Origin of the sequence: Alkalihalobacillus sp. NPDC127517, assembly GCF_050276055.1 — a bacterium.
Classification (GTDB): Bacteria; Bacillota; Bacilli; order Bacillales; family Bacillaceae_D; genus Alkalicoccobacillus.
On sequence record NZ_JBNNQX010000010.1, the window covers coordinates 114,935 to 137,249 of the forward strand.

Annotated in this window: 24 protein-coding genes; 21 read left to right on the top strand and 3 right to left on the bottom strand. The window is 40.2% G+C overall.

The genetic code is table 11. The features are described from left to right. Positions 1-10 precede the first annotated feature (10 nt). The 3 genes from ACQKKO_RS14880 to hfq are packed head-to-tail and all read left to right on the top strand — an operon-like array spanning position 11 to position 2,015. A complete protein-coding gene (locus ACQKKO_RS14880; protein WP_498648498.1) occupies positions 11-811 on the top strand; it encodes a class I SAM-dependent methyltransferase in 801 nt (266 codons plus the stop codon). Between the two features lie 4 nt (positions 812-815). Further along, a complete protein-coding gene (miaA, locus tag ACQKKO_RS14885) occupies positions 816-1,739 on the top strand; it encodes a tRNA (adenosine(37)-N6)-dimethylallyltransferase MiaA (protein ID WP_498648664.1) in 924 nt (307 codons plus the stop codon). 42 nt (positions 1,740-1,781) lie between these two features. After that, positions 1,782-2,015 carry an RNA chaperone Hfq gene (gene hfq, locus ACQKKO_RS14890; protein WP_203087149.1) on the top strand — a complete coding sequence of 78 codons (234 nt, stop codon included), beginning with the start codon at positions 1,782-1,784 and terminating at the stop codon, positions 2,013-2,015. A 71-nt stretch (positions 2,016-2,086) separates the two neighbouring features. On the opposite strand, the gene ACQKKO_RS14895 is transcribed toward hfq, so the two are convergent. After that, positions 2,087-3,094: a tyrosine-type recombinase/integrase gene (locus ACQKKO_RS14895; RefSeq protein ID WP_498648500.1), complete on the bottom strand. Its 1,008-nt coding sequence runs from the start codon at positions 3,092-3,094 to the stop codon at positions 2,087-2,089. Between the two features lie 146 nt (positions 3,095-3,240). Between ACQKKO_RS14895 and spoVK the strand changes: the two genes are divergently transcribed. From spoVK to ACQKKO_RS14935, 8 genes are all read left to right on the top strand, one after another. Then, on the top strand, positions 3,241-4,185 hold the full coding sequence (gene spoVK, locus ACQKKO_RS14900) for a stage V sporulation protein K (protein WP_498648503.1): 945 nt from the start codon (positions 3,241-3,243) through the stop codon (positions 4,183-4,185). 67 nt (positions 4,186-4,252) lie between these two features. Continuing rightward, positions 4,253-5,518, top strand: coding sequence for a GTPase HflX (gene hflX, locus ACQKKO_RS14905; RefSeq protein WP_498648506.1), 1,266 nt, complete (start codon positions 4,253-4,255; stop codon positions 5,516-5,518). A 31-nt stretch (positions 5,519-5,549) separates the two neighbouring features. After that, complete coding sequence (locus ACQKKO_RS14910) at positions 5,550-6,779, top strand: methionine gamma-lyase family protein (RefSeq protein ID WP_498648668.1); 1,230 nt, start codon at positions 5,550-5,552, stop codon at positions 6,777-6,779. Positions 6,780-6,929: 150 nt separating this feature from the next. Beyond that, entirely contained in the window at positions 6,930-8,279 is a 1,350-nt protein-coding gene (gene glnA / locus ACQKKO_RS14915) for a type I glutamate--ammonia ligase (protein WP_498648508.1), read from the top strand. A 652-nt stretch (positions 8,280-8,931) separates the two neighbouring features. Next, positions 8,932-9,189, top strand: coding sequence for a hypothetical protein (locus ACQKKO_RS14920; protein ID WP_498648510.1), 258 nt, complete (start codon positions 8,932-8,934; stop codon positions 9,187-9,189). Positions 9,190-9,296: 107 nt separating this feature from the next. Next, positions 9,297-10,073, top strand: coding sequence for a YtvA family blue-light photoreceptor (gene ytvA / locus ACQKKO_RS14925; RefSeq protein ID WP_498648512.1), 777 nt, complete (start codon positions 9,297-9,299; stop codon positions 10,071-10,073). Between the two features lie 37 nt (positions 10,074-10,110). Beyond that, a complete protein-coding gene (locus ACQKKO_RS14930) occupies positions 10,111-10,626 on the top strand; it encodes a GNAT family N-acetyltransferase (protein ID WP_498648515.1) in 516 nt (171 codons plus the stop codon). A gap of 7 nt (positions 10,627-10,633) precedes the next feature. Then, entirely contained in the window at positions 10,634-11,512 is an 879-nt protein-coding gene (locus ACQKKO_RS14935; RefSeq protein WP_498648518.1) for a PhzF family phenazine biosynthesis protein, read from the top strand. A gap of 52 nt (positions 11,513-11,564) precedes the next feature. Here ACQKKO_RS14935 and ACQKKO_RS14940 read toward each other — a convergent pair whose 3' ends face one another. After that, positions 11,565-12,431: a helix-turn-helix domain-containing protein gene (locus ACQKKO_RS14940; RefSeq protein WP_498648520.1), complete on the bottom strand. Its 867-nt coding sequence runs from the start codon at positions 12,429-12,431 to the stop codon at positions 11,565-11,567. A 167-nt stretch (positions 12,432-12,598) separates the two neighbouring features. Here ACQKKO_RS14940 and ACQKKO_RS14945 point away from each other — a divergent pair, with 167 nt between their 5' ends. From ACQKKO_RS14945 to ACQKKO_RS14960, 4 genes are all read left to right on the top strand, one after another. Next, complete coding sequence (locus ACQKKO_RS14945; protein ID WP_498648522.1) at positions 12,599-13,900, top strand: alpha-glucosidase/alpha-galactosidase; 1,302 nt, start codon at positions 12,599-12,601, stop codon at positions 13,898-13,900. 30 nt (positions 13,901-13,930) lie between these two features. Further along, positions 13,931-15,208 (top strand): ABC transporter substrate-binding protein, encoded by a 1,278-nt coding sequence (locus ACQKKO_RS14950; protein ID WP_498648524.1) that lies wholly within the window; start codon positions 13,931-13,933, stop codon positions 15,206-15,208. 70 nt (positions 15,209-15,278) lie between these two features. Beyond that, on the top strand, positions 15,279-16,160 hold the full coding sequence (locus tag ACQKKO_RS14955) for a carbohydrate ABC transporter permease (protein ID WP_498648526.1): 882 nt from the start codon (positions 15,279-15,281) through the stop codon (positions 16,158-16,160). Beyond that, the gene (locus ACQKKO_RS14960; RefSeq protein ID WP_498648669.1) at positions 16,147-17,034 is read left to right on the top strand and encodes a carbohydrate ABC transporter permease; all 888 of its coding nucleotides are present in this window, start codon (positions 16,147-16,149) and stop codon (positions 17,032-17,034) included. The genes ACQKKO_RS14955 and ACQKKO_RS14960 overlap by 14 nt, the downstream gene beginning before the upstream one ends. 206 nt (positions 17,035-17,240) lie before the next feature. Here ACQKKO_RS14960 and lexA read toward each other — a convergent pair whose 3' ends face one another. Then, the gene (gene lexA, locus ACQKKO_RS14965) at positions 17,241-17,870 is read right to left on the bottom strand and encodes a transcriptional repressor LexA (protein ID WP_498648527.1); all 630 of its coding nucleotides are present in this window, start codon (positions 17,868-17,870) and stop codon (positions 17,241-17,243) included. Between the two features lie 151 nt (positions 17,871-18,021). On the opposite strand from lexA, the gene ACQKKO_RS14970 reads away from it, so the two are divergent. From ACQKKO_RS14970 to ACQKKO_RS14995, 6 genes are all read left to right on the top strand, one after another. Beyond that, positions 18,022-18,252: a hypothetical protein gene (locus tag ACQKKO_RS14970; protein ID WP_498648529.1), complete on the top strand. Its 231-nt coding sequence runs from the start codon at positions 18,022-18,024 to the stop codon at positions 18,250-18,252. Then, a complete protein-coding gene (locus ACQKKO_RS14975) occupies positions 18,233-18,910 on the top strand; it encodes a YneB family resolvase-like protein (protein WP_498648531.1) in 678 nt (225 codons plus the stop codon). Before ACQKKO_RS14970 ends, ACQKKO_RS14975 begins: the two co-directional genes overlap by 20 nt. 86 nt (positions 18,911-18,996) lie before the next feature. Beyond that, complete coding sequence (locus ACQKKO_RS14980; RefSeq protein WP_498648532.1) at positions 18,997-19,236, top strand: DUF896 domain-containing protein; 240 nt, start codon at positions 18,997-18,999, stop codon at positions 19,234-19,236. A gap of 128 nt (positions 19,237-19,364) precedes the next feature. Next, positions 19,365-21,359 carry a transketolase gene (gene tkt, locus ACQKKO_RS14985; RefSeq protein WP_498648534.1) on the top strand — a complete coding sequence of 665 codons (1,995 nt, stop codon included), beginning with the start codon at positions 19,365-19,367 and terminating at the stop codon, positions 21,357-21,359. A gap of 138 nt (positions 21,360-21,497) precedes the next feature. Further along, the gene (gene sirA / locus ACQKKO_RS14990; protein WP_498648536.1) at positions 21,498-21,956 is read left to right on the top strand and encodes a sporulation inhibitor of replication protein SirA; all 459 of its coding nucleotides are present in this window, start codon (positions 21,498-21,500) and stop codon (positions 21,954-21,956) included. 101 nt (positions 21,957-22,057) lie between these two features. Continuing rightward, positions 22,058-22,273, top strand: a complete 216-nt coding sequence (locus ACQKKO_RS14995; protein WP_203087131.1) for a YneF family protein — start codon at positions 22,058-22,060, stop codon at positions 22,271-22,273. Positions 22,274-22,315 lie beyond the last annotated feature (42 nt).

Sequence of the window (22,315 nt, forward strand, 5' to 3'; positions counted from 1 at the left end):
AGGAACGTTTGTGAATGTTGTGGTGACAACGGCAAGAAAGCGGGCAGATAAACTAGAGCCGCTAGCACGTGTAGTAGCAGATGAATTACAAGTACCGTATCAAAAAAGAAAAGATCGCTCGGTTGACGAGCTGTTAGAAGAATGGAACGCGGATCTTTTAGTTGTCGCTAGTAGTCGACTTAGTCTGTATCGGCAAGGGAACAAGACTCCATTTTTTTATCACCCTAATGCGGCTCAAGTTCGGGCGAAGGCGTTTTTAGCCAATGGGTATGATGCGTTTATTGAAGCCTGTGATCTGCAAGCAGGAGATCGTCTTCTTGATTGTACGCTTGGCCTGGGCGCGGATGCAGTGATGGCACAACTTGCCGTTGGAAAGACGGGTCACGTTACCGGTCTTGAGCAGAGTGCAATCATGGCTTATATTGTGAGGAGTGGTCTACAAACATGGACGGATGCCCATCCGATACTCGTTGAAGCGATGCAATCCGTTGAAGTGATAAATGGACATCATTATGATGTATTAAATAGTTTACCCGACAAGTCCTATGATGTTGTATATTTTGACCCGATGTTTGAGCAAACGATTCATTCATCATCAGGCATACACGCTTTAAAATCCTTTGCTCATTACGAAGTACTTTCACAACAAACGATTCAGGAAGCTATGCGCGTCGCTAAAAAACGTGTGGTTTTAAAAGATCATTGGACAAGCAGTCTTTTTGAGGAGCTTGGCTTTCATGTAAAACGAAGAAGACCTGTTGAATTTCAATATGGCATTAAACGTATCGAATTGAACGACAAGATAAAGTGAGGCAATCACATTGAAAAAACTAATTGTAATCGCTGGACCCACTGCTGTTGGAAAATCAGACTTAGGAATCAGGCTAGCAAAAGAGCTTGATGGAGAAGTCATAAGTGGGGATTCCATGCAAGTGTACAAAAAAATGGACATTGGAACGGCAAAAGTGACAAATGAAGAGATGTCAGGTGTCCCACATCATTTAATTGATATTAAAACATTTGATGAACCTTTTTCGGTTGCTGAGTTTCAAGAGAGATGTTCACAGATTCTTTTAGACCTAGAAAAACGCAACAAACAACCGATTCTGGTTGGTGGAACGGGCTTATATATTCAATCGATCACGCATGGCTATCAATTTGTAGATAAGCCAGAAGATGTTACATTTAGAAAAGATTTAGAAGAACAAGCGGAACAAAAAGGGAACGAATATGTGCACCAAAAATTATACGAGGTTGATCCTGAAGCTGCAAAAGAGATCCATCCCAATAATGTGAGACGAGTCATTCGTGCATTAGAAGTTTTTCATGTAACGGGAGAGCCCTTTTCAAAGCAACAGGTTCAAAAGCCTGTACGTCCTTTCCTTGCGATCGGGCTTGATCTTGAACGTGAACGACTCTATAAACGAATTAATAAACGTGTGGATCTCATGGTGGAACAAGGCTTAATCAATGAGGTACGTTCTCTAATGAATGAGGGGCTGGGTCATCAACCGGCAGCTCAAGCCATTGGATATAAAGAAATTATAACGCATATAATGGGTGAGTGCTCCAAGGAAGAAGCGATTGATCAGCTTAAGCAAAACTCAAGACGTTATGCGAAGCGTCAACTCACATGGTTCCGTAATAAAATGGAGATCAATTGGTTTGATGCAGGGCTGGAAGAGAAAGATGTACTTTTTCGTCAAATTAAGAATTTCATTGAAGGAAATCAGGTATGAGTGACGAAAATATATATAGATAAATAGAGGAGGTCTATACACATGAAACAAGGAATAAATATTCAAGATCAATTTCTCAATCAACTACGTAAAGATTCGATTCCTATTACAGTTTTTCTACTGAACGGATTCCAATTGCGTGGTCTTATAAAAGGGTTTGATAACTTTACAGTGATTGTTGAAACCGAAGGAAAACAACAACTTGTGTACAAGCACGCTATCTCTACATTTGCACCACAACGTAATGTACAATTAAAAACAGAAGCAGACGAGTAAAAAGAAGAGACTGATGATTCGATCATAGAATCATCAGTCTCTTTTTTTTGACATAATTAGCGAAGTGTCATTTACTGAGGCGTCAACAGCAGTCGCTCAGATTCAGACAAATGGTCAAGCGTTAACAAACACCGATCCAGTGACAAGGCACTAGAGAAGCCCAGATAGCTTTGTACTTCTTCTACAGGGGCACCGAGACACAATTGCCTTAAAATAAACGTATGCCTCAAATGCTGTGCAGAAATTCCTTTTCGTAAGCCTGCACGCTTGATTTCAGTTCGAATCATTTTCTGTATGGAAATCTCTGTTAATGCTTTTGGATGATCCTGTTCATATGACCAGTGATACGTCTTGCGCTGAAAGTCAAAGGCAATATGAAAAGGGTCCTTACTATGTAGTCTGGGGCGGACAGGCTCTGGTATGTGCTCATAATACGTAAAAGCCTTTACTTTGTCCTCTTCTGTCAGTGGAATCATTCTCGGTTTATTCGAGTCCTGAGAAGAAGAAATCCGTAGTTGATTTTGTGCAAACTGAATATCAAACATCGTAACACGAGTCACTTCTTGTAAGGTAAGGCCATATGAAAGAAACAGTGTTAACAGCCACGTATTCCGGGTCGTAAGCATCGGACGAGCGAGTAACTGATTTTCCGTTAATCCTTCATCTGATGAAACCGAAGCAAAGAGCGTATCCACTTCCTCTACTGAAAGCCATTCCTCTCTTTTTAAAGGCGTAACCGCAAGTTTAGGAGGCTCGTAGACTGTCGCTGGATGCCTATTAATTAAACCATTTGTAATCGAGAACTTAGCCAGCTGCTTTGTGACAGAAATAATTCTTCTAATTGTCCGTACTTTGTAGGCTCTTTTCTCCATAAGATATAGGAAGAACGTATCAAGCTCTGCGTGGGTTAATGAGGACCATACGGTAAAAGCATCTTTTTCAAGATCGTTTGTCATCCATTTAAAAAAATCTTCAAGGTCGTAGCTATAGCGTTTAATTGTCGACTTGGCACGCCCTTTTTCAGCTAATGAATCTAAAAAATCAGTAACAAATAAAGGATGCGTATACAATTCAGGCATTAGTTGGTCCCTCTCTTTTCTATTAAGTATATCAATACATACAACTGAATCAAGCTTTAAATTAGGCAACTGTCACGCTTTTTGATCTGTTGCGTATAGTAGGGTACACAGTTTCGAATTGAAGAGAATGATAAGGGGGATGTGTGATGAATCACCCAACTAATGTGAAGAAAAATGCTCGAATCAATGTTGTGTTAAATCAGCAGACCCATCAGCCTTCTACAGATGAATGGCTCCAAACGGATGAGGAGAAGCAAACGCATGATATTCTCATACGCTTTGAAGATCAACTTAAACAGTACGTTGGCTTAGATGAGGTGAAGCGTCTCGTAAAAGAAATTTATGCTTGGTTATATATGAACCAGCGTAGAGAGCAACAAGGATTAAAAGCAAATAAACAAGTCTTACACATGATTTTCAAAGGAAATCCGGGTACCGGAAAAACAACGGTAGCACGTATTATTGCACGCTTTTTCCATGATATGAATGTGCTCTCAAAAGGCCATTTTATTGAAGCAGAACGAGCAGATTTAGTTGGGGAATACATCGGACATACTGCTCAGAAAACAAGAGACTTGATTAAACAAGCGAGTGGTGGGGTCCTTTTTGTGGATGAGGCTTATTCACTTGCTCGTGGTGGTGAAAAAGATTTTGGAAAAGAGGCCATTGACACGTTAGTAAAAGGAATGGAAGACAAATTACACGATTTTGTATTGATTTTAGCTGGGTATTCAAAAGAAATGGATCATTTTTTATCATTAAATCCAGGCCTTCCTTCGCGCTTTCCGATTACAATGACCTTCCCTAATTATACCATTCAGGAATTGATGGAAATGATTCATACGATGGCAAAGGATCGTGACTATCAGCTCTCAAAAGATGCAGAGAATGTGGTCAGAGACCATATTAAGCAATATAGAAATGACCATGAGTCAACATTCAGTAATGGGCGGTACATTCGTAATCTCATTGAGCGTGCAATCCGGCAGCAGGCTGTGAGACTTATGAAATTTCATCAATATGAACGCCAAGCCTTAGTCACATTGGTAGCCGAGGATTTTAAATTTAGTGAAAGTCATGATAAACTTTAAGTTGAGAGTATGAATGGAAGCAGAACAGAGATTCTGCTTCCAAGGCGTGGCAGGAAGGAAGAATGAAATGAAATCAGATAAAAAGAAAGAACGAGTCATTCTGGTAGGATGCCAGTTTGATGGAAATGAAGAACGGTTTGAGCAATCAATGACAGAGCTTGCTGGACTTGTTCGTTCCGTTGCTGGAGAAGTAGTAGGAACGTTAACACAAAGTCGTAAAAAAGTAGAGCCTTCAACCTATATTGGAGCAGGTAAAGTAGAAGAGCTAGCAGCTCTTGCTGAGGAACTTGAGGCAGATCTGATTGTCTTTAATGATGAGCTGACTACTGGTCAAGTACGTAACGTTCATAGAGAAACGGACGTGACAGTGATTGATCGGACTCAGTTGATCCTAGACATCTTTGCTACACGTGCAAATTCCAGAGAAGGAAAGCTGCAGGTTGAGCTCGCTCAGCTTAGTTACTTGCTTCCGCGTTTAGCTGGACAAGGTCTTGCTCTTTCAAGACAAGGGGGAGGAATCGGAAGTAAAGGTCCTGGAGAAACGCAGCTTGAAACCGATCGTCGCCATATAAAAAGGCGAATGACTGACATTGAGCGCCAATTAAAAACAGTGGTTGAGCACCGCAAGCGTTACCGTGAGCGCAGGAAAGATAATCATGTGACTCAGCTGGCTCTAGTAGGTTATACAAATGCAGGTAAATCAACATTATTAAATCGATTGACGGAGTCAGATATACTCGAAGAAGATATGTTGTTTGCGACTCTTGATCCAACCACTAGACACTTGCGCTTGCCGTCGGGTTTAAATGTGATCCTATCAGATACAGTAGGGTTTATTCGTGACCTTCCAACCGCTTTAGTTGCGGCATTTAGGTCTACTCTTGAAGAACTCGCTGAAGCTGATTTAATCCTTCATGTTGTAGATAGCTCGCACCGTGAATACGAACAGCATCAACAGACCGTACAAGAGCTCATTGGTGAATTAGAGGTCGATCATCTACCACAGCTTTTGATTTACAATAAAGAAGAGAAACGCTCAGGTGCTTTTTATCCGGACCATCGCTTCCCATCCGTTGAGATGAGCGCTTACAAGCCGGACGACGTGGATAAATTAGCAGAACAAATTGAACGTGAATTAATCAAACAAATGCTACCTTATCAAATGGACATTGAGCCGGCTAACGGCAAGCTGCTTTCATCCATAAAGACCCATACAATTGTTACAGCGCTTGAGTGGGATGAAAACACGAATATGTACGCAGCATCAGGGTATGTAAAAGAAGACAGTCCGCTATCAACCATATTACGTGCAATGAAGAACGAACAGGAGTAATAAAAACGTGAATGTAAAGAACCCAACCTATATGCTACCTTTAGTCAAAAAGGCTGAAGAACAGATTAACGGACTACATCAGGAAATTGATGAAGTTGCGCTTATTAATCAATCAAGAGTGATGGAATCGTTTAAAAAGCATCAAGTCTCTGACTTTCATTTTACGCCATCCACTGGATATGGCTATGATGACGCAGGAAGAGATACGTTAGAAGACATCTATGCGGATGTCTTTGGTGCGGAAAAAGCTCTTGTTCGACCTCAGATTGTTTCAGGTACTCACGCCATCGCGACCGCATTATTTGGTGTGCTTCGTCCAGGAGATGAACTGCTTTACATAACAGGTGCCCCTTACGATACGTTAGAAGAAATCGTAGGGATTCGTGGAAATGGGAAGGGCTCTCTAAAAGAGTTTGGGATTACTTATCGTTCCATTCCGCTTCTTGACAATGGACAAGTAGATACAGCGGCAGTGAAAGCTGCCATTGGTCCAAAAACAAAAATGATCGGTATACAGCGTTCTTGTGGCTACGCTAACCGTCCGTCCTTTCATATTCATGAAATAAAAGAAATGATTCAGAACGTACGACAGGTAAAAGCTGATGTGGTTGTGTTTGTTGATAATTGCTACGGAGAATTTGTGGAAACACAAGAGCCGTGCCACGTTGGAGCGGACTTAATGGCTGGCTCATTAATTAAAAATCCTGGCGGCGGTATTGTGAAAACAGGTGGTTACTTAGCAGGTAAGGAAGAATACGTTGAACTTGCTTCCTACCGATTAGCAGCACCTGGAATTGGAGCAGAAGGTGGCGCAAGTCTTTATAGTCTCCTCGAAATGTATCAAGGTTTCTTTCTTGCACCACATGTTGTGGCACAAGCTGTAAAAGGCGCAACCTTCACCGCAGCTCTACTGGAGTTAGCAGGATATGAATCCACTCCGGCATGGAATCAAAAGCGAACGGATTTAATTCAAGCTGTTCATTTTCCAAATGCTGAAGCGATGATTACATTTTGCCAAGCCATTCAATCAGCGTCACCCATTAATGCGCATGTCACTCCACAACCAGGCTTTATGCCAGGATACAGTGATGATGTAATAATGGCTGCTGGTACCTTTATTCAAGGAGCTAGCATTGAGCTGACTGCTGATGGTCCCATTCGTCCACCATATACAGCTTATGTTCAAGGTGGTTTAACCTACGAACATGTAAAGATCGCCGTTACGCAGGCACTCGATGCCATAGAATCGTCAAAAATCTAGAAGATTCAGAATTTGACGATTAAACGGGGGTTTAGTAGGATAATAGAAAGGGAAACAAAAATGATGGGAACAAATGAATAAGTCGAACGATGCTACCGTGCATAGTTCTTCCTATATAAAAAAAACAGGATAAAAGGAGAGGTACATACTATGTCATCATATTCAAAAGAAGACATTACACGCATTGCTCAAGAGGACAACGTTCGCTTTATTCGCCTGCAGTTTACTGACCTGCAAGGAACAATTAAAAACGTTGAGATTCCTATTGATCAATTACCAAAAGCACTCGACAACAAGATGATGTTTGATGGTTCATCGATTGAAGGCTTCGTTCGTATTGAAGAATCTGATATGTATCTATATCCGGATTTAGATACGTGGGTTGTATTCCCATGGACACCAGAGAAAGGCAAAGTGGCACGTTTAATTTGTGACATTTACCAACCAAGTAAGCCAGGTGAAGAGCCTGTTCCTTTTGAAGGAGATCCACGTGGCATCTTAAAGCGTGTATTAAAACAAGCAGAAGAGCTAGGCTTCACTGACTTCAACATTGGACCTGAGCCAGAATTCTTCCTCTTCAAAAATGATGAAAAAGGCGAGCCAACACTTGAACTAAACGATAAAGGTGGATACTTTGACTTAGCTCCAACCGATCTAGGTGAAAACTGCCGTCGTGATATCGTACTTGAGCTTGAGGATATGGGCTTTGAAATTGAAGCGTCTCACCATGAAGTAGCTCCAGGACAACACGAAATCGACTTTAAATATGCGGATGCCATCACAACGTGTGATAACATCCAAACATTTAAGCTTGTTGTTAAAACCATTGCACGTAAACACGGGTTACATGCAACATTTATGCCTAAGCCATTATTTGGTGTAAATGGTTCTGGAATGCATTGTAACATGTCACTATTTAATGAAAACGGCAATGTATTTTACGATCAAAATACAGAATCTCAATTAAGCCGTACAGCAATGCAATTCTTAGCAGGTATCTTGAAGCATGCTGAAGCATTTACTGCGCTTACAAACCCAATTGTGAACTCGTACAAGCGTCTAGTTCCTGGATATGAAGCTCCTGTATACGTAGCTTGGTCGATGCGTAACCGTTCACCACTCATTCGTATTCCATCATCACGTGGTATCAGCACACGTGTTGAGGTTCGTAGCCCAGACCCAGCAGCAAATCCTTACCTTGCGATTGCAGCCATGCTTGCAGCAGGTCTTGATGGAATCAAAAACAAAATGACTCCACCAGAAGCAACAGACCGCAACATTTATGTAATGAGCAAAGAAGAGCGTATCGAAGAAGGAATCAACGACCTCCCAGCTACACTAAAAGACGCACTTAACAAGCTTGTAGGTGATGAGGTGATCGTGAACGCACTTGGCGAGCACGCAATTGAACACTTTATCGAAGCAAAAGAGATTGAATGGGATATGTTTAGAACGCAAGTGCATCCGTGGGAAAGAGATCAATATTTAGAAACGTATTAATTCGTGGAACCCTTGACACAATTGGTGTTGAGGGTTTTATTGTTTGGAAACACACTTTATAAGTGCAGAAGATGAAGGTTAAGTGTCCCTAAAATGTCTCTTAAACTTCCTGTTTTTTAACCAAAATATGGTTTACGACAAAGCTGTAAAATGCTAGCATAGTATTATGAGAAACCTAATAAGTAAGATGTCATTTGTATTAATGGGCCCAAGCATTTTAATTTCTGGAATCGGATTTGATCATTATTTAATGGGATTTAGTATAGCTTTTTTCTTTTTTTGTTTAGCAATTTTTGTTAGACCTAGCGAGATGAAAAGCAGCTACTAAATTCTGCAAATTAAAGAAGCTTAGACAGATCTAAAAATCACTATAAAAAGGCGAATGATTTGATTGCAGAATCATTCGTCTTTCGTGTTTTTATTTGAACAAGCGAAAGGAGAACCCGAGACTCCTACGGAACAGAACGCGGTGAAGACACTGTAGCGGCGCTTTTCCCGCGAAAGGGGCTGAGGCCGTTCTTGTGGGTGCGAGGGATTCTCCTGTAGCGGATACCGTGCTATGTTTATGTTTTATTCGCTACATTAGTGTTATGTACCGTCCTCTTTTTCCTTTTTTAAAACATATAAGCCCTCTGAAAGGGAGGAATGTAATATGTATAATCGTGTCAGAATCATATTTATCGTTCTTATAATCTGGTTTATTATTGAACGTTTTTTTGTTCCACTCACAGGATTAGCTGAACCAATCTTTTACCTATCTATATTTTTGTTTTTTTCTGTAGTTTCAGTTGCTGCATTCAAAGAAGACAAGGATAAAAAAGAAAGAGGTAAAGTTCTAGTCTTAAGTGCATTTCTGATAATTCTTCCACTCCTAGCTTTTATCTTCTCGATCCAAACCCTAACCTCCTAAGAACTGTACTCACCTTTATACATACTGGAAGTGCCTGACCATTCTCAATTGGTTGGGATTTTGGTATGATAAGAAAGAAATTTAATTCATGTTGTCGGAGGGTTCAGATGGAAAGGATCTTTGCAAATCAGAAATTACTGATTAAAGCGCTAAATCATACACGTGCTGGAATTATTATTACTGATCCAAATCAAGCAGATAATCCAATTATATATGCTAATCATGGTTTCTATGAAATGACAGGGTATACACCTGAAGAAATTATTGGTCGTAACTGTCGCTTTTTGCAAGGAATAGATACAGACCCGAGTGAAGTAGCGAAACTTAAAGAAGCGATTCAAACGCGAGAATCAGTGACAGTTGAATTATTAAACTATAAAAAGAACGGACGAGCATTTTGGAATAACTTATCTGTTGATTTTATTGACAGTGAGGAAGATCATAAGACTTATTTTATCGGAGTTCAAAAAGATGTAACGTACCGCCGGGAAGTGGAGGAAAGCTATGAGCGGTCTCTTAAAGAAATTAAATCCTTGGCTTGCCCAATCGTACCACTTGTAAACCAAATTGCGGTATTGCCTTTAATCGGAGAGATGAACGATGACCGCTTTAATCGAGTTTTTGATATTTCAACAAGTGAAGTAGTAAAACAAAAGATTAAGACAATCATTGTTGATCTTTCTGGTTTAACCACTTTTAATGATCTTGTACTACGCGATTTAATTAAACTGCGAGACGTGTTAAAGCTCCTTGGTACAGAACTTATTTTGAGTGGGGTGTCTGGAGATATGGCGACTAAAGCGGTTGATCTCGATGGCATGTTAACGAGCGACATTCGTACGGCTAACTCTGTTAAATCTGTACTCACGGAACTTATGAATTAACAAAAGTTGAATTGAACAAAGAGAGGACACCAACATCATGATTAGAGCGGCACTTGAAAAGGATATTCAAGACATTTTAGCCATTTATAACGAAGCAATCTTGCACTCAACGGCTGTATATCATTATGAAGCGTATACGTTCGAGATGATGAAGCAATGGTTTGATGATAAAGCGGAGTCAGGCTACCCTATTTTAGTATTTGAAGGGGAAGAGGATGGAAACATTTACGGGTTTGCAACATTTGGAGCATTTAGACCACATGCTGCTTATCAGTATACTGTTGAACATTCAATCTATGTTCATAGTGAATATCGCAAAAAAGGAATAGGGACAAAACTGTTAACTGAGTTAATTGAGCAAGCCAAACAAGGCGGATATGCTACATTAATTGCTGGAATCGATGCGGTTAATACAAACAGTATTGCTGTACACACTCGGTTCGGTTTTACACATGTAGGAACCATCACAAAAGCCGGGTACAAATTTGATAAGTGGCTTGATCTAGCATTTTATCAACTGGATTTACCTGGACCAGACCTCACAACAAAGTAGGTGACTTATGGAGCAATCTGTTCAAGTGATGCATTGGGATGTGTTTAGTAAAGAAAAGCATAAAGGAAACCCGGCTGGGGTAGTGTTAGATGCTGATTTTTTATCTGAGGAACAGATGCAAGTCATTGCAAAAAAAGTGGGATTTAATGAAACATCATTTGTTGTTGATTCGAACGTAGCGGACATAAGAATTCGTTATTTCACACCTGGTCATGAAATGAATATGTGTGGTCATGCAACGATGGCTGTCAGTTTCGCTCTCCAAAAAATGGGGAAGCTTCCTGCCAAAGAGTGGACGGTTGAAACGAAGGCAGGCATTATATCCGTTTCTCTTAACGAATCAATCTGTAGGATGCAACAAATGAATCCGAACTTTAAAGCATTCTCAGGTGATAAGGAACGGTTAATGAATTCGATTGGACTAACGAAGGCTGATCTACATGAAACGCTTCCGATTGTATATGGAAGTACAGGCATTTGGACATTACTTGTTCCGATTCGAACACTTGATGCCTTTTCACGAATGAAGCCAACTCCATCCGAATTTCCTGATATTCTGCGTGAGATGCCGCGAGTATCTATTCATCCATTTTGTCTTGAAACAGTAAGTCCTGAAGCTGATATGCATGCGAGACACTTTTCATCCCCTTATTCAGGCACACTTGAAGATGCCATTACAGGCACAGCTTCTGGTGTGATGGGAGGCTATTATGCGACGTACATTAAGCCTGGAGCAGATGTGTATTCGTTACTTGTAGAACAAGGACTTGAGATAGGTAAGGATGGTCGTGTCATGGTGGAGGTCATGAAACGAGAAACTGATTTTGAGATAGCAATCAAAGGAACAGCAACGTTTGTTGGTGAAATCGATAATATCTATAGGTAGGTTTAATAAGACGAACAGTCATGTGTAATGAAGGCTGCTCGTCTTTTTATCTTCATAAATGACGATTGGATCGATACGTTCCAACGGACATTCCCATCGCCTTTCTGAACACTTTATTAAAATAGTTAGCATTTGCGTAACCAACTTCTACTGCAATTTGTTTAATCGGTTTATTAGTATGGGTGAGCAATCTACATGCCTGTTGAAGCCGAACCTGGTTTAAATGTTGAATTGGAGTCGTTTTTGCATATTGTTTAAATTGCCTAAGAAGGGTGTACCTCGAAAGGTTCACTTCTTCTGCGATGTCTTCAAGTGAAATAGGTTGATGAAAATGTTCTTCAATGAAGCGAAGTGCTTGTTTATAGCTATGTGGTTCGCTGTCAGGCTGATTCTCCACTAAAAAATGCTTGATGCAAGCAAGTAAGAAATGATATCCCTGTAAAGAAGCCTGAAACGGATCCTCAAGACGGTTCGACATGGTCTCTTCAATGATTGAGAACAATTGTTTTATAATCGCTTCATTACGGTCTATCGTGGTTACCGGTCCCTTCGCTTCAACGATGTTTCTCCAGATGGCTTCGGCCTCTTGCCCACCAAGTGTTAAAAAAACGAACTCCCACGGCTCTCCTTGTTCTGGTACATAATACCGGTGATCACTCGGAACAGAAACAAAAAAGGCATCACCTGCTTTTAGCTCATAGGTCGTTCCTGCGTATTCGAGACAGCCAACTCCAGATAGTGTGTATTGAAAAATTAAAAATCCATGATCATGTTTTCGCGTCAACCCATGGTAATTGTAGCTTTGCTCAGAGCGAGTTTCCCAGCCAACATTCGTTAACAGAACAGCAGGCTTATGGTTAAGTTGGTTAAAGTCAAATTCATACATTTGATTCATGAGCGATAGATTTTTGATAAGCATCTTAAAACCTCCCAGAAGATATGTATGTAGTTTGCAACAAATTTACCCTACATTTAAAATTAATTACCGTTTAAAAGAAAGCGTTTTCATAATATGATTAATTATAGATAGTATAGCAACTTCAACCGTTTGTTAACAGGTTGATTTCATGATGGAGGTTTATGTTAATGTCGAAAATTACATTTATAGGCGCAGGCAGTACAGTTTTTGTGAAAAATGTGTTAGGGGATTGTATGATGGTTCCTGCATTATCTGGCTTCGAATTTGCGTTATATGATATTGATGCCAAACGGATGGACGAATCACACAAATTGCTTACTCAACTAGCAAGCACTCTGAAGGCAGATGTACACATTAAATCATACAGCGATCGGAAGGAAGCTTTAAAAGGCGCTAAGTATGTGTTTAATGCGATTCAAGTAGGTGGATACAAGCCAAGTACGGTTATTGATTTTGACATACCAAAGAAATATGGATTACGTCAAACGATTGCTGACACAGTTGGAATCGGTGGTATTTTCCGTGCGTTGAGAACGATACCAGTTATGCTCGATTTTACGCGAGATATAGAAGAGGTTGCTCCTGATGCGTTGTTTATGAATTACACGAATCCAATGGCAACACTTATGGGAGCTATTCAACAACACTCTAATGTGAAATCGGTTGGCTTATGTCACAGTGTTCAAATATGCACAAAGGACTTATTTAAAAGCTTAGGGATGGAACATGATCGGATCGAAGAAAAAATTGCGGGAATTAACCATATGGCATGGCTTCTCGAGGTGAAGCAGGATGGAATCGATCTCTATCCAGAAATCAAAAGACGAGCAAATGCTAAGCAGGAAAAAGAACGGCACCATGATATGGTTCGATTTAAATTAATGGAGCACTTTGGTTATTATGTGACGGAATCATCTGAGCATAATGCAGAGTATCATCCTTATTTTATTAAATCGAAGTATCCTGAACTGATCGAACAGTTAAATATTCCACTTGATGAGTATCCAAGACGATGTGAAGAACAGATTGCAAACTGGCAAAAGGTTCAAAAAACACTGATGTCAGAAGGTGTGCAGCATACAAGATCTAAAGAGTATGGCTCACGAATTGTGGAAGCGATTGAAACCAATCAACCATTCAAATTCGGTGGGAATCTATTAAATAAAGGGAACCTAATTACTAATTTGCCAACCAAAGCAACAGTAGAGGTTCCTTGCATTGCAGATCGAAGTGGTATTACACCAACGTTTGTAGGCGAGCTTCCATTACAATTAGCCGGATTAAATCACACGAATATTCATTCTCAGCTACTTACTATAGAAGCAGCTGTTACAAGAAAGAGAGAGTATATTTATCAGGCTGCCCTACTTGATCCACATACAAAAGCAGAACTATCAATTGACGATATTGTGTTAATGTGTGATGAATTGATTGATGCTCATGGTGATTACTTACCGACGTACCAATGATTAAAACAATATGAATTGGGGGAGTAAGGGATGAAAAAACGATCTGGTGTATTTGTACTTGGTGGGATGGCAATTGGACTTGTGGCTCTTGCTGGTTGTAGTAGCTCTGGTTCCTCAGGCGATGGGAAAGTGGAATTAACGTTTTCTGCCTGGGGGAACCCAGCAGAGTTAAAGGTATATCAACGAGCAGTTGATGCTTTTAACGAACAGAGTGAGTCCGTTGAAGTAGAGTTAACAGGCATACCAAACGATAACTATTTTCAAACATTAACCACTAGATTACAAGGTGGGCAAGCGCCAGATTTATTTTATGTAGGAGCAGAAGATATCTCTACTCTTATTTCTAATGGAACGATTGAGCCGCTTAGTGAATTTTTAAATACGGATGCTTCCTTTGTTAAACCAGATGAATTTGCAGATGGATTATGGGGGGCGTCTCAAAAAGATAATGAGATTTATGGATTACCTGTAGACTGTAACCCGTTCCTGATGTATTACAACAAAGGAATGTTTGAAGAAGCGGGAATTAAGACACCTCAAGAGTATTTTGATGAAGGAAATTGGAACTGGGAAGCGATGGAGGAAGTGACATCTGAGTTAAGAGATGCTGGAAAGTACGGATTTGTTCAAGAAGGTGGCCATGGAAATATTATTAACTGGGTATGGTCTAACGGAGGATTATTTGCAGAAGACGACCAAATTGTTGCGGATGAAAATGACTTAACGCTTGAAGCGTTTGAATTTGTTGAGCGCATGGTCGCTGAAAAGAACTTTATCTTCTCAGGTACGCTTCCAGAAGGGCAAGGAATGGATGCCATGTTTATGTCGAATCAAGTGGGAATGGTAGGGGCAGGAAGATGGTTAACACCTATGTTCCTTGAAACAAGTATCGACTTTGATTACATTCCTTGGCCAACAAATACGGATGAAGAGATTCCAAGTGTCAATATTGCAACCGCTTACATGAGTGCGAATGCTAAAGGAGATCATGTAGAAGAAGCAATGGAGTTTGTTTCTTTCTACACATCTCAGCAGGGGCAGGAAACAAGACTAGATGGAGAGGGTAACGCCGTTCCATCCGTAGAAGGTATTGATGAAGTGGTTGTGAATCAAGAGAAACCAGAACATGGCTCGTACTTGCTAGATGCTCGTCAAGCCGGTCGAGTGGTTGGTTTAGAGTTTACGGCTCCTGGCTTAAACAAAGAGCTTGAAGATATTTATGAAGTCATGCTACTTGGAGACCTATCTCCAGAAGAGGCAATCGATCAAGCTTCGGAAGTGGCGAGAGACATGTTAGGCGAATCTTAAGATGAAATGGAGGAGTCAGTGAGTACTCTGACTCCTTTTTAAATGATTCATAGATGAGGAGGAACCACTGATGAATGATTCTAAACGGAAATGGTGGGGCTATTTCTTTATCGCTCCCCAGCTCATTGGTATGCTTGCCTTTTCTATTCTTCCTTTAGGGTTTGCCTTTGGCTTAAGCTTTATGAAGTGGGATGGATTTGGAGAGCGGGAGTTTGTAGGCTTTGCCAACTATATTAGTCAATTTAAAGATGATAACTTTATAACCGCACTTGTGAATACGGCCTACTATTCGGTGTTAGTCATACCAGTTGGAATTGCAGCAGCCCTTTTAGTAGCACTTGCCTTAAACAAAGTGAAAGGAAAAACCGTTTATCGTGTCTTTTTCTTTATGCCTGTGGTAACTAGCTCCGTTTCAATCGGTGTGATCTGGATGTGGTTACTAAACGGAGACATTGGACTCATTAACCAGCTTCTAGCGATGATTGGAATTGACGGGCCGAATTGGCTTACGGATCGAAATTTAGTTCTACCCTCAATTGCAGGCTTAAGTATTTGGTGGGGACTTGGAACAAACATGGTTATTTTCTTAGCAGGACTACAAGGGATCTCTCGTAGCTATTACGAAGCAGCTGATATTGATGGTGCGTCATCGATTCAAAAATTCTTGCATATTACCTTTCCACTACTCTCGCCAACAACGTTTTTTGTTGCCATTATGTCAGTAATTGGCTCCTTTCAAGTATTCGACCAAGCCTATGTTATGACTCAGGGGGGCCCAGGTAAGGCGAGTTATACACTTGTTTATCATATTTATGAGACGGCTTTTGGACGGACGGCTTTTGGTCCAAGTACAGCTTCAGCTATGGTACTGTTTATGATTATCCTGATGTTCACACTGATTCAATTTTCAGTCTCAAGAAAGTGGGTGCACTATGAAGATGGAGGAAGGTAAAACAACGATTGAACAACAACCACCAAAACAAGTGCGTCAAATAAAGAAATCTAAAATACGACCATCTCAAATCGTCCTCCACCTTGCATTGATTATTGGATCACTTTTGATGGCAGGTCCATTTATTTGGATGGCATTAAGTAGCTTAAAATCATTTGAGCAAATCTTTGCCGTTCCACCTGTCTGGATTCCAGATCCATTTATGTGGAGTAATATCACAGATTCATTAAGTGCGATGCCGTTTGGTCGAGCTTATTTTAATAGCTTTTATATTTCATTTGTTGTTGTATTTAGTCAGTTGCTCACATGCTCAATGGCTGCATATGCATTTGCAAAGATTAAGTTTCCAGGATCTCGCTTTTTATTTGTCGCATTTCTAGCAACCATGATGGTTCCAATGCAAGTGACTCTAATCCCTTTATATATCATTATGGATACGATCGGCTGGGTGAACAGTCACCTATCCATTCTCGTACCAAATGCTTTATTTAACGCTTTTGGCGTTTTCCTGCTCAGACAATTTATTATGGGGATTCCAAAAGAGATGGAAGAAGCAGCTGTTATGGACGGAGCAAACCCGCTTTATATTTATTGGAAAATCATTCTGCCACTTGTAAGACCGGCTCTAGCAGCATTCGGGATCTTCTCGTTTATCGGGATATGGAACAACTTTATCCAGCCGTTAGTCTTTTTAAGTGATCAGGATTTATATACGGTACCGTTATTACTAGCAACATTTAAAGGACTATATGTGACAAACTGGCCACTTATGATGGCAGGAGCAACCATTTCTGTTATTCCGGTTCTCGTCATTTATGTATTTGCCCAACGACAAATCATTGAGGGAATTGCATTAACAGGTGTGAAAGGGTAAACCCTATACAAATCAAGGAGCCAGGTTTTCCAAATGGAGAACCTGGCTACATGTCTTTAAAGAATTGGATAAGCAAATAAAACATCTTGTCTGATAGAACAAGTAATAATAAAATTTCACGTACCGTATTATATAACGTTTCTAAAATAAGAGGCAAGGACAAAAAAACAAGCTGACTAGTGAGGTCAGCTTGTTTAATGAGAAAATTAATGAATCGTCCGAAAGACACCAATCACTTTTCCTAAAATCGTAACAGATGAAAGAATGATCGGTTCCATTGATGCATTCTCAGGTTGAAGTCGAATTCGATCTTTTTCCTTAAAGAAGCGTTTAACCGTTGCTTCATTTTCATCTGTCATGGCAACGATAATGTCTCCGTTATTAGCAGTCTGCTGCTGTCTAACAATCACCATGTCACCATCGTAGATTCCAGCCTCAATCATACTTTCCCCTTCAATTACTAACACATATGTATTGTCATCAGCCGTCATATGCTCTGGAAGAGGCAAGTAATCTTCAATACTTTCAATCGCAGTAATAGGAAGACCAGCGGTAACCTTACCGATGATGGGTGCATAGCTTGCTTGACGCTTAGGATTTTCGCTAGCCCCTACCATTTCTTCTAAATCTAGTACTTCAATTGCTCTAGGTTTAGTAGGATCGCGACGGATGTAGCCTTTTTTCTCAAGTCTTGATAAATGACCATGAACTGTAGAACTTGATGCGAGCCCAACTGCTTCGCCGATTTCACGTACAGAAGGTGGATAACCTTTTTTGCGGACTTCTACTTTTATAAATCCAAGAATTTCTTCCTGACGTTTAGAAAGCTTTGTCATTCTATTACACTCCTCTAACGTTTCCTTTGTATTTAAATCCTACCATACGAACATATGTAACGCAAACATAAGTTCTGAAAAGATAGTTGACACAAACGAATGTTCCCTTTAATATAAAAGGCGAACAAACATTCTATTAGAGGTGAGCGATATGAGTAAGAAATGGACAGGACAGGAATTCTTTTTACTTGGAGCAGCCATCATTACATTAGGCCTTATGTATATAACGATTTTACTTCCAAATGACCAAATGGATCAGCAAATTGTTGATCGTGTTGACGAACAATATGATAATGTTGTAGAAAGGGTACCAGCAGCAAATGTGGATTACGCGTATAAATTTAGTAATGGAGTAAAAAGTGATGGAAAAACGGACAAATAGGGTCATTATTTATAGTAGAGTAAGTACGGAAAAAGAAGAGCAGCAAACATCACTTGAAAGACAAGAGCAAGAACTTGCCGCAATGGTTAAAGAAAAGCAATGGTCACTTGTTCGTTCCATTAAAGAGAAAGCTAGTGGGTATGAAATTGATCGAGAAGAAATGTTAACGATTCTTGATCTAGCTAAAGAAAAAGCGTTTGATATTTTATTAATACAAGACGAAACAAGATTAGCTAGGGGACATGCTCGTATGGCACTCCTCTATCAGCTAAAGAAATTTGGTATCCATATCTTCACTTTACAGGATCATGAACAGTTGCAACTATCAGAAGCTGATGAGATGGTTTTAAGTATTGTTTCTATTGTTGAGGAATATCAAAGAAAGCTTCATAATTTAAAGATCCGTAGAGGGATGAAGCGAGCGATGGCAGATGGCTACCACCCTGAACAGAACTTTTCAAGCTTAGGCGGAGGCGGACGAGACCGTTTGGATGTTCCGTTACAAGAAATCATTCGTTTAAGAGAAAGAGGACTGGCTTTTTATGATATTTCTGCAACATTAAAAGGGCTTGGATATAATTTGTCAAAAGCAACTGTGCATCGCCGGTATCAAGAGTATATGAAACAAAAAGAGGTAGAGTCTAATGCCAGCAATTAACCTCTGAGCAGTGAAGTTGAAGGTTTTTATCTTACGTGATAACATAATGATCAAATTGAGTTGTATCTAGAAAGTGAGTGTTCATCATGCTACACCAAGATAAATTAAATCGTATTAATCAGCTTGCTAAAAAAGCAAAAGATAGTGGACTAACTCTTTCTGAAGCAAAAGAGCAAAAAGATCTTCGTGCAGAATATCTTAAAGGGTTTCGAAACTCTTTCAAAAATCAACTACACTCTGTAAAAGTTGTTGACGAAGAAGGAACAGATGTCACTCCAGAAGCACTAAAAGAAAGTAAAAAACGTTTTAATGGTCATACTCATTAAAGACTACTTATAAAAGTAGTCTTTTTTACAAACAATCATAGTTGTCTGACCTTGTGAAATTGACGGGAATTGTATATGATGAGTGAGAAATAAGAAAATTGAAGTTTTACAGGAGGATGAACATACATATGTCTACAAATGCAGAAATAGTTGCAATTAACACCATTCGTACATTGTCGATTGATAGTGTAGAAAAAGCGAATTCTGGTCACCCGGGAATGCCGATGGGGGCAGCACCAATGGCTTTTGCCTTATGGACAAAGTTTATGAATCACAATCCTAGTAACCCAGAGTGGAGCAACCGCGACCGTTTTGTTCTTTCTGCTGGTCACGGTTCGATGCTTTTATATAGCTTGTTACATCTAACAGGGTACGATCTAAGCCTTGATGACCTTCAACAGTTTAGACAGCTAGGAAGCCGTACACCTGGGCACCCTGAATTTGGTCACACACCCGGCGTTGAAGCAACAACAGGTCCACTTGGACAAGGTGTAGCAATGGCTGTTGGTATGGCGATGGCTGAAAGACATCTTGCAGCCACTTATAATAAAGATACTTTTTCCGTTGTAGACCATTTCACATATAGCATTTGTGGAGATGGAGATCTAATGGAAGGGATTTCTGCTGAGGCAGCTTCCCTAGCTGGACATCTTAAATTAGGTCGTTTAATCGTGCTTTACGATTCAAATGATATTTCTTTAGATGGTGACCTGCATCACTCTTTCTCAGAAAGTGTGGAGGATCGTTATAAAGCGTATGGCTGGCAAGTGATTCGAGTAGAAGACGGAAATGATGTAACAGAAATCTCAAATTCAATTGAGCTTGCTAAAACAGATGACCGTCCGACACTAATTGAAGTGAAAACAACAATCGGTTTTGGTTCACCGAACAAGTCAGGTAAATCAGCTTCTCACGGTTCACCACTTGGTGCGGATGAAGTGAAACTAACAAAAGAAGCGTACGCTTGGGATTACGAAGGGGACTTCTATATTCCGAGTGAAGCAGCAGAGCTATTTGCTCGTGTTGTAGAAGAAGGCGCTGATAAAGAGAAAGAATGGAATCAATTGTTTGAGAAATATGAAGAAGCGTATCCTGAGCTTGCAAAAGAATTTAAGCTTGCAATGGCTGGAGAGCTTCCTGAAGGTTGGGATCAAGAGGCTCCAGTTCATGAAGTGGGTACAAGTGTGGCAAGTCGTGCGTCTGCAGGGCAAGCTTTAAACGCTTTTGCTAAACATGTTCCACAATTATTTGGGGGCTCAGCTGACTTAGCCGGATCAAACAACACAACGTTAAAAGGACAAGACAACTTCAGCCGTGATCAATACGACGGCCGTAATATCTGGTTCGGAGTGCGTGAATTCGCTATGGGTGCTGCTTTAAATGGTATGGCATTACACGGTGGACTTAAAGTATTTGGTGGAACATTCTTTGTGTTCTCGGATTATTTACGTCCAGCTATTCGTTTAGCTGCGTTAATGGGTCTTCCTGTTACGTATGTATTTACTCATGACAGTATTGCTGTTGGAGAAGATGGTCCGACTCACGAACCGGTTGAACAGCTGGCAGCGCTTAGAGCAATGCCTAATCTTTCAATCATTCGTCCTGCTGATGGAAATGAAGCAACAGCTGCATGGAAATTAGCTCTTGAATCAACAAATCAGCCTACAGCTCTTGTGTTAAGCCGTCAAAACCTTCCTACTATTGAAGGAACGGCTGAGCATGCGTATGAGGGTACTAAAAAGGGTGCGTATGTAATTGATCAAGCTGAAGGGGAAGCACAAGTTCTTCTTCTTGCATCAGGTTCTGAGGTAGGTCTTGCCGTTGAAGCGAAAAAAGAGCTTGAGAAAGATGGCATTCGAGTAAGTGTTGTAAGTATGCCAAGTTGGGATCGCTTTGAAGCTCAATCAAAAGAGTACAAACAAAGTGTGATTCCAAAACAGATTAAAGCTCGTCTAGGTATTGAAGTTGGAGCTTCACTAGGTTGGGATCGTTATGTAGGTGATGAAGGGGACATTCTTGCCATTGACCGTTTTGGTGCTTCTGGTAAAGGGTCTGAGATTCTTGCTGAATATGGTTTCACCGTTGAAAATGTTGTAGCAAAGGTTAAAGCCCTGCTTCAATAACTTTTGCAGAGGTAGTCAATGATGACTGCCTCTTTTTTTTGACAAGCATCGACCAAATCTTCGACAGCAAGAAACAGCCTTTTTAATACGAGTTATGTATACTTGGCACACATACTGTATAAAAGAGGAGGGGGAAGGTTGAGAAGCTACCAATTATATCTGCTAGACGAAGCGATTGTGAATCGTTATTATGGTCAGGAAATAAAGCTTTTTAATTTATTTTGTGAACGTTTTACGGCAGATCATACGTTAAGACCCCTGCTAACAAAACAAGTAGAGTTTATTACAAAGCCACTTCCATTAAAGGATGTATCAAAAATCCTCATGCAAGAAGACTATTACTTAAGTAGTAAGCGTTTGGATTTATCCACCTTTCGAATGGAGCATCGCTCATCTGGAAGCTGGATTGATGTTAAGATAAAAGACCAGCACCTCCTTCTGTTAGCTTTTGGTAAATTGGAGATAGAGACACGGTTATTTGAGAGACTGAAGGAGTTAGATACGTATTTTTTTGCCGTGAACGTAGGTCAAAAGCGGTTCGGATGGCTAGGCCCAATAAAAAAAGTACAGGCCTTCCAAAATAGCCATTCTATTTGAAAACCTTTCCTTTAAATGCGTTCCAACTTAAGATATAATAGATGAGGATGTACGGAGCGATTCCGTCGTTTGATTTAGTTTGAAGGAGGACGTTCACCGAAATGTGGATTCATATTATTGGTTATACAGTAGCTGTTCTTGCGGGACTAGCTATCGGATTCTTTGTTGCTCGTAAAACAATGATGTCTTACTTGAAAAAGAACCCGCCTATCAATGAACAAATGCTACGTGTAATGATGATGCAAATGGGACAAAACCCATCACAGAAAAAGATTAATCAAATGATGAAAGCCATGCAGAAGCAGCAAACCAAATAAATAATGCAAGCACCTCTATATGAGGTGTTTTCTGCGTTAGAA